Raw genomic sequence first — 14,040 nt, forward strand, 5'->3', positions numbered from 1 at the left:
AGTGGGCCGAGCGGGTGGGGCCGGCGGCGGTGATCGTGGTGAACCGGATCTTCGAGTCCGTGCCCGTAGACGAGCAGGGCCTGGACGCTGCCCTGGCGGTGCTGCGTCTTTCGCGGCGGTTCTCGGCCGAGAGGGTCGAAGCCGCCTGCGCCCTGGCGCTGACCGGGCCGGTGCGCTCACCCCGCTACGCGCATATCCACCCGATCCTGGCCACCGGCCAGGACAAGACCGCCGCCCTACAGCCACGCACGAAGCCCGAGCAGGCCGGCGGCTACGTCCGCGGTGCCGACTACTACGCCAGGAGTGCCCGATGAGCAGCATCGATAGCGAGACCAAACGCAAGCTCCGCGAAATGGGCGCCCAGCCACTGCTCGAGGCGATCGAAGCGCAACACGACGACCACGTGGTCGGCATGAGTTTCGGCGAGCGCCTGCAGCTGGTCGTCGACCACGCCCACGAGAGCTTCAACCACTCCAAGATCGACGGACTCATCCGCCGGGCCAACCTGCGCTACCCAGCAGCCGATCTGCGGCGCGTTGACCTGGTCGAGGAGCGCGGCCTGGACCGGGCCATGCTCGCGCAGCTGGCCACCTGCTCGTTCATCCAGCGCCAACAGAACGTCGTCTTCCAGGGCTTCACCGGCTCGGGCAAGTCCTACCTCGGCTGCGCCCTGGCCAAGCAGGCCTGCCAGCACCGTTTCCGGGCGCACTACATCCGGATGCCCGACCTCGAAGAAGCCTGGGCCCTGGCCAAAGACCGACCCCAGGGCCAGAACAAATTCTTGAAGAAGTACGCCGCGTTCTCCCTGCTGGTGATCGACGAATGGCTCCTCGACCACCCCGACGAGACGATCAGCAGAATGCTCCTCGAGCTCCTTGAGCGGCGCTACGACACCGGGTCGACAGTCTTCTGCACCCAGTACCCCAAGAAAGACTGGCACCAGCGCCTGGGCTCCGGAGTCCACGCCGACGCCGTCATGGACCGCATCGTCCACAACACCCTCTGGATCGACACCGGCACCCACAACATGCGCGAACACGCCGCCGCGAGTCAGTAAGTAATCCCCGAGACGGGGCCGGTGGTCCCCACAGACGCGATCACCGGCCCCCAACGGCAATACTGCTGGCCCCCAAACGCAATATCCGGTGGCCCCCAAACCTCCAAATACTCAGCCTCGAGGTCAGCCGAACCCGCAGCAGCTGCCCGGCCAGCGAGTACGGCACTGAGTAATGCTGGTAGTCGGCGGTGATGTGGTAGTTGCGGGCGGCCTTGAGCTGCTTCCAGGCCACCTCCTCGAACCGGGCATCGGGCAGGGCTGTGAGCAGGTGCTGCTCCTCGGTTTCGAAGCGCTCCCACCGGGTCGAATCGTCGGCCCGCCTCAGTTCGCGGTTGACCTCCCGCACCCGCTCGTCGATCGCCTCGTTGAGCTCGGACACCGAGAACCACGTCTCGCCCTCGAGATAGCCGATGACGCGTAGGTTCACCACGTTCACCGCGGACTCTGCGGCAGCCTTATCCCTTGGTTTCTTGGCTCTAGCTGGGACGATGGCGCACTGGTAATGGTCGGCCAGCTGCTGGTAGCGGGCGTTGACGACCCGCTCCGCATCGCCCTTGTGTCGTTGGTGCGTCGAGGTGGTCGGATTGTCGGGAACAACCAGCTGGGGCACGCCCCCGAAGAAGGCGAATGCTTGGACGTGTGCGTCCAGCCAGGCCTCGGACTTCATGTCCGGATAGGCCCGGCAGAACACCGCGCCCGAGTACGGCAGGACCGCCACGAACAAGTAGGCCTTGACCACCGAGCCGTCACCGCGGTCCACCACGTCCAGGGTGTCCCCGGCCCAGTCCACGTGCATCGCCCGGCCCGGCTCGTGGCGCAGGACCGCGACCAGGTCATTCGTTCGCGCCCAGTCGGAGAACAGGGCGCAGTACTGCGCGTATCCGTACTTTTTCTTGCCCGTGCCTGCGGCATCGGCGTATCGGCGCCACCCTTGCAGCAAGGTGAAGTGGCGACGGTGCTTGAGCGCTTGGAGTACCGATTCGAATTCCGGCCGCTCGTACTCATCCGAGACCCGACGTCGCCCGTCGGGGAACCACCCGGCGACCTCCGCATCCGAGACACCCTCCACTGAGGTGATGCCGTTCGCTCCGATCACCTGCTTGGCCCGCGCGACGTCACGGTGCGAACAGCCCGCCGTCTCCACGACCTCCCGGTAGCTGCGGCCCTGAAGCAACAGGGCCATAATCCTTCGGTAATCCGCCACGGATCCCGCCTCTCATGCCAAGAACGACGACACCCCTTGTGCCGTCGCCCTCAGCCGAGCACACCCCAACCCCGCCGCTACCGGGTATCCAGAATCTTGCTACCGGGTCGATGGATCTGCGCAACCATCAGGCCCTACGCGCCAAACTCGATCAGCGCCAGCAACTCCAAGAAGCAGCGCCCTGGTTGTGACGCTCTGGTGGTCGCCTACGATGCGGGACGGCAAGACCGACATCTACCGCAACAACGAGACGCGCGGTTCATCGATCAGCGCCACGGCGGCCCACCCACCTCGCGTGGGCTGCGCCTCCAGCTCGACCGCCACCCCTTGGACGCCCGCGCCGTCCGCGAAGCGGGCGACCACAGCGGGCACGTACCCCGACTCGTGGCGAACTGGTGGGGTTCGATCACCGGCCTCGCGCACCAGCTCTACTCAATCGGCAAAGTGTCGCAGTCCGATGTCGACAAGGCGCTATTCGTGCCCGCCGACGACCCCGACGCCCGGACGTTCGCGCTCGCCAACAACAGGAGCGGTGCGACGCCGGGCACGGTTGGTATCACCCCCGCGGGCGTGCGAGCCTGATCCATCGCGTTCGCGCCGGCAACGACCTACCACCCAAAGTCCGCCCACCCCAGCATCTCCCGATACAGGACCTCATTCCCGGTCGCATCTGGCATCGGGCGTGGATCGTCCGCCCAACAGCCCAGCACTGGGTGCTGCATAGTTGTGATCGTCGCCAAAGTCTTATTGCGGATAAGAAAATGTGAGAACGCCTCGACATATTGGAGCGTTTCCTTAAACAACGTGGTCGCCAGTGTCGCTAGATCAGCGGCATATGAACGTGGTTCAAAGGGATTTGAGGATTGCGCGTTCCAAACTCCTAAGCTATCTAGTTGGCCCTGGTTCAGTGGTGTGCTACCCGGATCAAACTCAGGGAGGCCGTCCAGAGTCACCGCCACCGTTGTCGACGAACCATAACCGCGAGATAGCTGGTGCTGCGTATCGAGGGGCAGCGCATGGATACGGTTCCGTAGCTGACCGATGACCCTCGCATACGCCCCGAGCGCTTCGAGTTTCGATGTGTCGGTCGGTTCGAACTTCTCGATCACCGAACGCAACTCGACCGTGGAGGTGAGCGAACCACGCTGCTTGTCCGGATTCAGACTCGTGTCGAACAGCGTTTGGGTCACACGAGCGTATCTGTCCATCGCCGCACAGAGATACAGCAAAACTCGGTCAAATGCCTCGGCGGTGTTCTCGGCAGTATCCGACCGCTGCATCTCAGATGAGCTGGCGTTACTGAGTGCAGCGAGGAGATTGTCGACTGCTCGCGCTGCACGGCTAAGGCGGAGCGCTATCGCAGCCATAGACTCGACGAGATTGGAGTCATGTCCCATCATGGCCATCAAGCGTATGGCGGTGAGATGCGGTACCGAAGCGTCGATCCCGGCGAGGTAAAGGTCGGCAACAGATGTGGCGTTGTACTTCTGGACAAACGTACCTCCACCCTGCAATCCGCCCTTCGCCGATTCCAGGACGTGGTTTCCTGTGCTGCGAAGGTAATGACCAAACAGAGGTAGCAGCTGATCGGGGGTGACACTGATGACCGAGTCATTATCGGCCACGTCGTCGCGTAGGGCGGTGGGAGCCGTCGTCACGATGACGTCTACCCCAACAGGACCGGCTGCCGCTGCCAGTGCCGACGCTCTATGCCGGTCGGCAATGGTCAGGCCGTCGTCGTCCGAATATGCCCGTCGCGCTGCTTCATCGAGCTGCGCGTAGATGCTGAAGAAGCTCCCCGAAGTCCACAGCCAACGCTTGCCGTCTCGATAGCCGGAGATGCCAACGGTGGATGCGTCGGCGAGCTTTGGGGCGTCCTCCACGGTGGTGAAGGTGAACTCGTACCACTCGCTAGAGCCGAGGGCGCGAAGCCACCCTGTCGGTTCGCCAGCATCGTTCTGGACCATCAAGATCGGCTCTACCTCTTCGTCCCGACCGACAACCCTTAGTAGTTCCGCAGTCGGTTCTGGCAACGTCTGGACGTCAATGCCAACGCGCATCTTGCGAATACTTGGCTGAATCGGGAACAGCGGCTGTGCGTCGCGCTGCGCCCCAGTCGTCTTTACCGGAGGTCGAACGTATCGCATATAGCGGAAGCGCGGGATGTCGTCAGGCACTGTCAGAGTCATGGCATACAGATACACCGTGCCCCTGACACGCTGGCGCGTTTGGGAGCGATTTAGACCGACCGTCGGAGCGTGGGCGAACAACGCACCGCCCCCGGCGGAAGGTGGCGATGGATGCCTCGACACTCGAGGGCGACGATACGGGGCGAGGGTGCCAACCCCTCGGCATACAGTGCCTCCATGGGTAAGCAGCAGCCGATCGCACAGTCGATAGTCGAAGGGTCCTTGCTGCACGCTCGACGCATAGGGTCGCACTCGCTGATCCGTGAACACGGCGAGCTGATGTCACGGCTTTACAGAGGGACGATGAAGGTCGCAGTCACCCGCAACACAACGACCGGCGAGGTGTCGCATCGGGCCAGGATGGAGTTTCCGCCCGAAGAAGCGATGGAGTCGCTGGCGACCCGAGTACGGCCCCTCATCTTGAGCAGTGAGCCGATCTACTGCCATAAGGTCCTCGACGCCTAGGTGGAAATCGTCGGCGCGGAGACGCTCGACGAGCAGATCGACCTCGACTGGTGGCACGAGGAGTGGCGCACCGCAATCGACGGCAACGGGGAGGCCCAGGCGTACAACGTGGGAACTGAGAGCGGGTCAATTGCCGACCGAAAGCTGATGTACGCGTGGATATATGGAGATCTCGTCCACGCCATGGCAGATAGGGCCAGATGGTACTTACGGTCCGGCGATTCGGTACCGCGATTCTGACGACTTGGTACTCCTCGGGGCAGCCGGGGTGGTCTGCTCAAGGTAGGCGGCGCGACTGCGCCGTCTGTTCCTATTTGAGGAGGCTGCATGGCCGACTACAAAGCCATCATGACGTTGGCGCTTGCCGGGCATAGCTACAGCGAAATCGTCGCGGCCGTCGGGTGTTCACGGCGGGAGATCGCGGCGGTGAAGAAAACGATCACCGCCTACGGCATCACTGCCGGCCAAGCGGCGTCGATGAATCCGGCCGAGATCGCCGGGATGTTCCCCGACGGGCGCAAACGCGTCTCGGAGGACTACATCAAGCCCGATTTTGATCGGGTGCTGGCGTCGATGAAGTTCAATCGGCACTTCACCATCCAGCAGGCGTGGGGAAAGTACCTCGCCGACCCCACCGGAGCCGGAAAGAAGTACGGGTACTCGCAGTACTGCGCCCTGTTCGGCGAGCACGCACGGGTCAAGGACGTCGTGGCCACACTGCATCACGAACCCGGTCGGACGATGCTGGTCGACTGGGCCGGCGACACCCTCGAGGTCCTCGACGCGGTCACAGGGGAAATCACCAAGTTGTACCTGTTCGTGGCGGTGCTGCCGTACTCCGGTGCGGTGTTCTGCCGCGGCTTCACCGATATGAAGTCCCCGTCCTGGATCGACGCCCACGTCGCGGCGTTCGACTTTTTCGGCGGGGCGCCCCAGATGGTGGTGCCCGACAACCCGACCACCGCCACCCACCGACAGGCCAAGGGCGAAGCGGCCAGGGCAGTCAACGCCCGCTACCAGCAGCTGGCCGACCACTACGGCACCGCGATCGTGCCCGCTCGCGTGCGCAAACCCCGCGACAAGGCAGCCGTAGAGTCCGCGGTGGACGTGGTCAACAAGCGCGTCATCGGCTACCTCGCCGAGGAGGTCTGGACCACCGTCGAGGCCCTGAACGCCGCCATCGACGACCGTGTCGCGGAGATCAACACCGTCATCCGTCGGGCTGACGGCACGACCCGGTGGGAGCGGTTCGAATCCGACGAGGCGCCGCTGCTGGGCGTCCTGCCCGACGACGGGTTCGCCACGGTGGAGTGGAAGCAGCTCAAAGTCGGGCGGAACTATCACATCTCCTGCGATTCGCAGTACTACTCGGTGCCGTACACCTTCGCCGGTCAACTGCTGCGGGTCCGCCTGACCGCACAATCTGTGACGATCTTCGATGGCGACCAGGTCGTCTGCGTGCACCCCCGGCGCCATGGTCGTAAGGGCCAGTACTCCACGGTGCTCGCGCACGCCCCGAGAGAGCATCAGGGCATCGATGGTCTGTGGTCGAGGCAGTGGTTCACCGACCGTGCCCGCGGGTTCGGTCCTGCCACCGAGAAGGTGATCGCCCAGATCCTGGACCGTCACGTGATCGAGGCCCAGGGCTACCTGGACTGCCAGAACATCCTCGAGACCCTGGGCAAGCGCAGTCGGCAGCGGCTCGAGGCTGCCTGCCAAGTGCTGCTCAACCAGAACGGCGCCGGGAGCTACAGCGTGCTCAAACGCGTCATGGCCACCATCGACTCCGACGGCAAGGCGCCCCGGCCCGTGGTGCCGGCGGCGGCCACACGAAAGCCCCCACCCCCGGCCGGAACCCGAGACGACGGCGCGATTCAAGTCCGCTCGGCCGATCACTACTCGCGCGGGCGCAGCGGGGAGGGCGTGTGATGTTCACCGAGATCGATCATCAGAAGTTCCGCAATCTGCGCATCACCCACGTAGCGACCCGGTTCGAGGAGCTCATCAGCGATGAGGCCAATGACGAGCTCACCCCGGAGCAGATCTTCCTCACCGCCGTCGACGACGCCCTGGACCAGCGCCAAGCCCACCGGATCGACAAGCTCATCCGCGCCGCCAAGTTCCCCATCCCGCAGGCCTCGATCGCCGAGATCAACTACCAGGACGGACGCGGGATCACCCCGGTGCGGATGAAACGCTACGCCGGACACCACTGGAGGCAAGACCCCACCAACCTGCTGATCCTCTCACCGACCGGCGGCGGAAAAACCTACCTGGCCTGCGCGATCGGCATCGCCGCCTGCCAGAACGGGCACACCGTCACCTACGCCCGCATGGACGAACTCGCCCGGCGGCTGGTCATCGCCCGCGGCGACGGGATCCGCCACCAGAAAATGCTCAATGACCTCTCGGACGTGGAGCTGCTGATCATCGACGACTTCCTCACCGTGGGCATCGATCCCGAGGCCGCCAACGATTTGTTCGCCGTCCTGGCCAACCGGGAGCACAGGTTGCCGACGATGATCGCTTCACAGTCCCGGCCGGCGTACTGGCTCGAAGCCCTGCCCGACCGGGTCGCCGCTGACTCCATCGTCAACCGGCTGGCCAACAACGCCCGCGAGATCAACCTCGGCGAAGTCGACATGCGCCGCCAACGCGACGACCAAGCCCGCGCGACTACCGGCTACTGGGAGTAACCGACACGGCCACGGTTCCGGCCCGCCTCACCCACGGGCCGGTACCGGGTCGCCAGAACCGCGGTACCGGATCACCGGACCAGGCGTACCAAGTACGCCTAGTTGCCAACGCCACCGCACCACGCTCCCCGGCGATCCAGGAGCTCAGCATCGACGACCGATACCACGCCGCCGCACCGGGCATTGTGCGGATCTGCCAGCTCGTCATCACCACACTGATCATGCTGCTCTGATCGAGAAGGGGCTGTCGAGCATCGACGAGGCGGTGTTAAGTGAGACGGTGGTTGTCACCGAGACCCACGTTGATATGGAGGCCCAGGTGTTCATGGCCTCAGCTGAGGGTGGGCCGCCTGACATGCCGACCGACCCATCCCAGGACCTCGACCCCGCGCAATGGTTAAGTCCGCACCAGGCCCCTACTGACGCCGGACTGATCGAAGCCACCGAGATCAACAATTCGTCCGCCAGTGGAGGTCAGGCTGCCGAATCAGGAGCAAGATCTACGGATTGACTACCAGGCCCCGGTCTCGCCACTGGGCCAGACCCCATAGCGATACTTCACTGCGTACCGACCACCAACCAGGAAAGAAGGCGTGACCTCAATACGCCGCCGAGCACGATCTGCGAGCAAGAACGGTATGTCAGGCTCGTAGTGCCAAGTCTCGGGGCCGCCTGTGATGGAGTCTCCCGCCGCTGTCGCGTACTCACCGTTGTCCGTCTTGGCTGTGAATTACTGGCGACCACCCGCCACGTTCTCCCGGCGCGGATTGATCTGGCCGAAACCAGCCATCGAGATACAACCGGTTCCCCCACTACGTGCAGGTCGTCATCCATGGGGATTCTCGCCATTCAACGAACGAGCAACATCGGGGTCTATTTCTTCGCGCCACCAGACGTTGGTGCAAACCGGAACTCCACCACGTCGCCGTCGGCCATCACGTAGTCCTTGCCCTCCATGCGCACCTTCCCGGCGGCCTTGGCGGCGGCCATCGAACCGGCGGCGTCGAGGTCGTCAAAGGAGACGATCTCGGCCTTGATGAAGCCCTTCTCGAAGTCGGTGTGGATCACGCCGGCCGCCTTGGGGGCGGTGTCCCCCTTGCGGATCGTCCAGGCGCGCGACTCCTTGGGCCCGGCGGTGAGGTAGGTCTGCAGTCCGAGGGTGTGGAAGCCGGCGCGGGCGAGCGCGTTCAGGCCCGGCTCATCCTGACCGATCGACTCCAGCAGCTCCATGGCGTCCTCTTCCTCCAGCTCGCGGAGCTCGGACTCGACCTTAGCGTCGAGGAACACGCAGTCGGCGGGGGCCACGGCGGCGCGCAGCTCGGCCTGACGCTCGGCGTCCGTCAGCACGGCCTCGTCGGCGTTGAAGACGTAGAGGAACGGCTTGGCGGTCATCAGGTGCAGGTCACGAAGCAGGGTGCGGTCGACCTCGTCCTGCGCCTTGAACAGGGTCCGCCCGTCCTCGAGCACGGCCTGCGCCTTGCGGATCTCCTCGAGCTGCGGAAGCAGGGACTTGTCCTTGCGGGACTCCTTCTCCAGGCGCGGAACGGCCTTCTCGAGGGTCTCCATGTCGGCCAGGATCAGCTCGGTGGCGATCACCTCGATGTCGGCCATCGGATCGACCCGGCCGTCCACGTGGATCACATCAGGGTCGTCGAACACCCGCACGACCTGGCAGATGGCCTCGGCCTCGCGGATGTTGGCGAGGAACTTGTTGCCCATGCCCTCGCCGGTGCTGGCGCCCTTGACGATGCCGGCGATGTCCACGAACGACACGACCGCCGGCAGGATCCGCTCGGAGCCGAAGATCTCGGCCAGGCGGGCCAGGCGGGGATCCGGCAGGTCCACGACCCCGATGTTGGGCTCGATCGTGGCGAACGGATAGTTCGCGGCTAGCGCGTCGTTGTTCGTCAGGGCGTTGAACAGGGTCGACTTACCGACGTTGGGCAGTCCGACGATTCCGAGGGTGAGGCTCACGAGGCCCGAGTCTACGTCCCGCCCTGACCGTGCCCCCTGCCCGCCACCCCGGCCGGTCACAGGGAGCGCGCCCGCGTGACCTCTGACATCATGTGTGACATGAGTGACGAGCCGAAACCGCCTCCTCCAGTCGGGACAGACGAGGAGCACGTCGACCGGTCCGTCCTCATCGGTCTCGGCGGGCGATGGGTCACCGACTGGGCGCTGCGCCTGGCCATCCTGCTCATCGCGGGGTGGCTGCTGAGCCAGATCGGTGGCGCGCTGTGGGTGGGCATCCTGCCGATCCTGCTCGCGCTCATCGTGGCGACGGTCCTCTGGCCCCCCACGGGATGGATGACCCGCCACGGCGTCCCCAAGGCCCTCGCCGCGCTCATCTCGCTCCTCGGGTCCCTCGGAGCGGTCGCGGGCGTTCTCGCCCTGATCGCCCCGTCGATCATCGATCAGAGCGTCCAGCTGGCGGATCAGGCCTCGGAGGCGATCGTCGAGGTCCAGGACTGGCTCCGGGGTCCGCCACTGAACATCCGGGACGAGCAGCTCGACAGCGTGCTGGGCCAGCTCAGCTCGACTCTGCAGGACCGCGGTGACCAGATCGCCAACGGCGTGTTCACCGGCGTGACCGCGGTGGGGTCGCTCCTCATCACCTTCGTCCTGGTCCTGGTCCTCACGTTCTTCTTCATCAAGGACGGCCCGCGGTTCCTGCCGTTCGTGCGCCGGATCGCCGGCCGCAATGCCGGCCGCCACCTCACCGAGGTCCTCACCCGCAGCTGGAACACCCTCGGCGGCTACATCCGGGCCCAGGCGATCGTCTCGTTCGTGGACGCCTTCTTCATCGGCCTGGCGCTGGTCATCCTGGGCGTGCCGCTGGCGTGGGCGCTGGCGGTCATCACCTTCCTGGCCGGGTTCATCCCCATCGTCGGTGCGTTCACCGCCGGTGCGCTGGCGGTGCTCATCGCACTGGTGGCCAACGGCCTGACCACCGCGATCATCGTGTTGGTCGTGATCATCGCGGTGCAGCAACTCGAGAGCAACATCCTCCAGCCCATCCTCCAGTCCCGGGCGATGAACCTGCATCCCGTCGTCATCCTGCTCGGGGTGGCCGCGGGTGGCACCCTGTTCGGGATCATCGGGGCATTCCTCGCGGTGCCGATCCTGGCGGTGGCCGCCGTGATGCTCCGGTACCTCGGCGAGCAGATCGACCTCCGGACCGGGGACGTCACCGCGTCGGACCTCGCGTCCGCCACCGACGAGGGTCGACTGACGGCCTGGCTCGGCGAGATGTCGAGTTCGCGGTTCGCGCCGCTGCGCAAGAGCAGCAGCGCCATCATGGCGGGGATCAAGGACACCCGACCGGGACCCGTCCACGGGGCCCCGGACAGCGGCTCCGTCGACGCGTCCGGTCCGGGCGAGTCGGTGGTGGGGACCCTCGAACTCGACGACGACGAGGTGGTCCCGCCGGACCCGGACGCCGACGATCCGTCCGCTGACCAGGCGAACCCTCCCACGGGGCCAGTCGACCCGAAGGCCGTGTACGGTAACCGACCCTCGCCCTCGGAGAGCAAGCCCAACGCGCTGCGGCGCTTCGGCAGATTCCTCGCTCACCGACTCGAGAGTTAGAGTCTCATCCTGTGAGCACACGGAGGAGCGGACGGGTCCCGGCGGACGAGAGGTCCGTCGTCTCGACCGTTCGAGGCCTCCCGGCCTGGTCGGCGGTCCTCCTCGCGGTGGCCGTCACCCTCACCGGGGTGGCGATCGACTCGCTCTCCGGGGGCCTCGGCACCGGCTTCACCGTGGGCTACTTCCTCGGGTGTCTGATCGCGGTGCTGGCGGTGTCCCGCCGGGCGCTGTTCGTCGCCGGCATCCAACCGCCGCTCATCATGTCGGTGCTCGTCCCGATGGCCTCGGTGATCGCCGGAGCGGGACTGACCGCGGCGGCCTTCTCCCGTTCCCAGATGATCTCGTTGGTGCTGCCGCTGGCGACCAGGTTCCCGCTGATGCTCACGACCACCCTGGTCGTGGTGGCGATCGCCCTGATCAGGGCCTTCGTCCTCGAACCCCGCAGCCCGCGACCGGTGGCCGTCCGCCGCCAGCGGGCGGCCCCGGCGCACGCCCGCCGCTGAGGCTCCCGCGGATCCCGGGGCTCCCGCGGATCAGACCTTCTTGGGAACCCGCAGCTCGCGGGGCAGCGAGAACGTGATGGTCTCCTGGGCGGTCCGCACCGATGAGACGTCGTTGAAGCCGTGGTCGGCCAGCAGGTCCACCACACCTCGGACCAGCAACTCCGGCACCGAGGCGCCCGAGGTCACCCCCACCGTGGTGACGCCCTCGAACCAGGACGTGTCGATCTCCTTGGCGTAGTCCACCAGATGTGCGTCGCGCGCACCGGCCTGCAGGGCCACCTCGACCAGGCGGACAGAGTTGGACGAGTTCTGGGAGCCCACCACGATCACCAGGTCGCACTGCGGCGCCATCGTCTTGACCGCGACCTGCCGGTTCTGGGTGGCGTAGCAGATGTCGTCCGACGGCGGATCGATCAGCGTCGGGTACTTCTCCTTGAGCCGCCGCACCGTCTCCATCGTCTCGTCCACGCTGAGCGTGGTCTGCGAGAGCCAGATCAGCTTCTCGGTGTCGACGGGGATGTCGAGGGCGTCGACGGACTCCGGGCCGTCGACCAGGGTCACCACATCGGGGGCCTCGCCCGCGGTCCCCTCGACCTCCTCGTGGCCCTCGTGGCCGACCAGGAGGATCAGGTACCCCTCCCGGGCGAAGCGCTTGACCTCGGTGTGGACCTTGGTCACGAGCGGGCAGGTGGCGTCGAAGGTGTTCAGCTCCAGCTGCAGGGCGCTCTCGCGGACGGCCGGCGAGACGCCGTGGGCGGAGAACACCAGGTTCGACCCGTGCGGGACCTCGTCGGTCTCGTCGACGAAGATCACGCCCTGGTCGGTGAAGGACTCCACGACGTGCTTGTTGTGGACGATCTCCTTGCGGACGTACAGCGGGGCACCATGCTTGGCCAGGGCCTTCTCGACCGTCTCGACTGCCCGGTCGACGCCGGCGCAATAGCCGCGCGGTTCCGCGAGGAGCACTCGCTTGGTTGCCGGTTCGGCGATCATGTCGGTCTGCTCGGTCATGTCACCAGGGTACGGTTCATACTGGATTCCGACCATCACGCCTCCCGGACGCCCCCCGGCAGAGAGGTTCCCATGCTCCGTCCGTTCTTCCTCACCCGTGTCTCCATCGGGGTCGCCGCCTCCGCGGTGGAGCTCGCCGTGGAGCTCCCCGGTCGCGCGCTCCAGGCGGCGGTCTCGCTGCCCGCGGTCCCCGTGAAGGTCGCCGGCAGCCTGGTGCAGTCGTACCTGCACGCCGGCCAGACCGTCGCCGGTCTCGCGGTCAAGGGCGATCGGGTGATCGCGACGGTGTTCCCCTCCCGGTCGGACAAGCCGGAGTGGGCGACCTTCGACGAGGACCTCGACGACGACGGGGCCGGGGGCGGGGCTGACACCACCGAGGGCCCGGGCGGGGACCGCGGTCCCGGCGGCGACGAGCCCGACGTTCCGACCGGCCGCGTCGCCCCACGCACCACGTGACCGCCGGAGCGACGAGGTCCCCCAGCAGCCCCGAACAGCCGTGGCCGGTCCGGGTGGTCTCGGACCAGATCGCCAACTGGATCCACCGTCTCGGCGCCGTCTGGGTCGAGGGGCAGATCACCCAGCTCAGCCTGCGCCCGGGCACCCGGACGGCGTTCCTCACCCTGCGCGACCCCTCGGTGGACAATTCGCTGACCCTCACCTGCCCGCCCCGCCTCATCTCCGAGGCGCCGGTACCGGTCACCGAGGGCAGCCGGGTCGTGGTCCGGGGAACGCCCCGCTTCTACACCGGTCGTGGATCGTTCTCGCTCCAGGTCTCCGAGATCCGCCCGGTGGGCATCGGCGAACTCCTCGCCCGCATCGAGAGGCTCAAGCAGGCCCTGGCCGCCGAGGGGCTGTTCGACCCTCGTCTCAAGCGCCCGCTGCCGTTCCTGCCGACCTGTGTCGGGCTGGTGACCGGCCGCGCGAGTGCGGCCGAGCGCGACGTGGTCGAGGTGTCCCGGGGTCGGTGGCCCGACGTGCGGTTCGCCGTCCGCAACACCGCGGTCCAGGGACCGTCGGCCGTACCGCAGATCCTGGAGGCGTTGGCGGAACTCGACGCCGACCCGGTCGTCGACGTGATCATCCTGGCCCGAGGTGGGGGCTCGGTCGAGGATCTCCTCCCGTTCTCCGACGAGGCCCTGGTGCGGGCGATCTCGCGGTGTCGCACGCCCGTGGTCAGCGCGATCGGACACGAGCCGGACTCCCCGCTCTCCGATCTGGTCGCCGACCTGCGTGCGGCCACCCCCACCGACGCCGCCAAGCGCGTGGTCCCGGACGTCGCCGAGGAGCGTCGCCGCATCGTCGAGGCCCGCGCCCGGACCGCACGCGC

At 66.4% G+C, this 14,040-nt stretch carries 14 protein-coding genes and 1 pseudogene; 11 read left to right on the forward strand and 4 right to left on the reverse strand.

The window, feature by feature from the left end:
• Together G6020_RS16125 and G6020_RS16130 are read left to right on the forward strand one after the other, a co-directional pair.
• Positions 1 to 314 (forward strand): annotated as a pseudogene (locus G6020_RS16125) (IS21 family transposase); the annotation flags it as partial.
• On the forward strand, positions 311 to 1,057 hold the full coding sequence (locus G6020_RS16130) for an ATP-binding protein (RefSeq protein ID WP_031264744.1): 747 nt from the start codon (positions 311 to 313) through the stop codon (positions 1,055 to 1,057). The pseudogene G6020_RS16125 and the gene G6020_RS16130, both read left to right, overlap by 4 nt.
• Before the next feature lie 40 nt (positions 1,058 to 1,097).
• Here G6020_RS16130 and istA (G6020_RS16135) read toward each other — a convergent pair whose 3' ends face one another.
• A complete protein-coding gene (istA, locus tag G6020_RS16135) occupies positions 1,098 to 2,240 on the reverse strand; it encodes an IS21 family transposase (RefSeq protein ID WP_182611293.1) in 1,143 nt (380 codons plus the stop codon).
• A gap of 219 nt (positions 2,241 to 2,459) precedes the next feature.
• Here istA (G6020_RS16135) and G6020_RS16140 point away from each other — a divergent pair, with 219 nt between their 5' ends.
• Entirely contained in the window at positions 2,460 to 2,843 is a 384-nt protein-coding gene (locus G6020_RS16140) for a hypothetical protein (RefSeq protein ID WP_182611294.1), read from the forward strand.
• Between the two features lie 26 nt (positions 2,844 to 2,869).
• Here G6020_RS16140 and G6020_RS16145 read toward each other — a convergent pair whose 3' ends face one another.
• Positions 2,870 to 4,438, reverse strand: a complete 1,569-nt coding sequence (locus G6020_RS16145; protein WP_259844289.1) for a hypothetical protein — start codon at positions 4,436 to 4,438, stop codon at positions 2,870 to 2,872.
• 189 nt (positions 4,439 to 4,627) lie between these two features.
• Here G6020_RS16145 and G6020_RS16150 point away from each other — a divergent pair, with 189 nt between their 5' ends.
• The 4 genes from G6020_RS16150 to G6020_RS16165 all read left to right on the forward strand — a co-directional run bounded on the left by G6020_RS16150 (position 4,628) and on the right by G6020_RS16165 (position 7,611).
• Positions 4,628 to 4,915: a hypothetical protein gene (locus G6020_RS16150; RefSeq protein WP_182611295.1), complete on the forward strand. Its 288-nt coding sequence runs from the start codon at positions 4,628 to 4,630 to the stop codon at positions 4,913 to 4,915.
• Positions 4,916 to 5,155, forward strand: coding sequence for a hypothetical protein (locus G6020_RS16155; protein ID WP_182611296.1), 240 nt, complete (start codon positions 4,916 to 4,918; stop codon positions 5,153 to 5,155).
• A gap of 87 nt (positions 5,156 to 5,242) precedes the next feature.
• A complete protein-coding gene (gene istA / locus G6020_RS16160) occupies positions 5,243 to 6,844 on the forward strand; it encodes an IS21 family transposase (RefSeq protein ID WP_182611297.1) in 1,602 nt (533 codons plus the stop codon).
• Positions 6,844 to 7,611, forward strand: a complete 768-nt coding sequence (locus tag G6020_RS16165) for an ATP-binding protein (RefSeq protein WP_061917862.1) — start codon at positions 6,844 to 6,846, stop codon at positions 7,609 to 7,611. Before istA (G6020_RS16160) ends, G6020_RS16165 begins: the two co-directional genes overlap by 1 nt.
• An 873-nt stretch (positions 7,612 to 8,484) precedes the next feature.
• Here the strand turns inward: G6020_RS16165 and ychF are convergent.
• Positions 8,485 to 9,585: a redox-regulated ATPase YchF gene (gene ychF, locus G6020_RS16170; protein ID WP_182611298.1), complete on the reverse strand. Its 1,101-nt coding sequence runs from the start codon at positions 9,583 to 9,585 to the stop codon at positions 8,485 to 8,487.
• 99 nt (positions 9,586 to 9,684) lie between these two features.
• Between ychF and G6020_RS16175 the strand changes: the two genes are divergently transcribed.
• On the forward strand, positions 9,685 to 11,199 hold the full coding sequence (locus G6020_RS16175) for an AI-2E family transporter (protein WP_182611299.1): 1,515 nt from the start codon (positions 9,685 to 9,687) through the stop codon (positions 11,197 to 11,199).
• 11 nt (positions 11,200 to 11,210) lie between these two features.
• Complete coding sequence (locus G6020_RS16180; RefSeq protein ID WP_179525648.1) at positions 11,211 to 11,702, forward strand: DUF6542 domain-containing protein; 492 nt, start codon at positions 11,211 to 11,213, stop codon at positions 11,700 to 11,702.
• 30 nt (positions 11,703 to 11,732) lie between these two features.
• Here G6020_RS16180 and G6020_RS16185 read toward each other — a convergent pair whose 3' ends face one another.
• Complete coding sequence (locus G6020_RS16185) at positions 11,733 to 12,713, reverse strand: 4-hydroxy-3-methylbut-2-enyl diphosphate reductase (RefSeq protein WP_179525649.1); 981 nt, start codon at positions 12,711 to 12,713, stop codon at positions 11,733 to 11,735.
• Positions 12,714 to 12,785: 72 nt separating this feature from the next.
• Between G6020_RS16185 and G6020_RS16190 the strand changes: the two genes are divergently transcribed.
• Both G6020_RS16190 and xseA read left to right on the forward strand, forming a co-directional pair.
• Positions 12,786 to 13,169, forward strand: a complete 384-nt coding sequence (locus tag G6020_RS16190; RefSeq protein ID WP_179525650.1) for a hypothetical protein — start codon at positions 12,786 to 12,788, stop codon at positions 13,167 to 13,169.
• Positions 13,166 to 14,040 (forward strand): exodeoxyribonuclease VII large subunit (gene xseA, locus G6020_RS16195; protein WP_182611300.1); only part of this gene is annotated, 875 nt, incomplete at its 3' end. The genes G6020_RS16190 and xseA, both read left to right, overlap by 4 nt.

This window comes from Dietzia sp. B19 (assembly GCF_014145155.1).
Taxonomy (GTDB): domain Bacteria; phylum Actinomycetota; class Actinomycetes; order Mycobacteriales; family Mycobacteriaceae; genus Dietzia; species Dietzia natronolimnaea.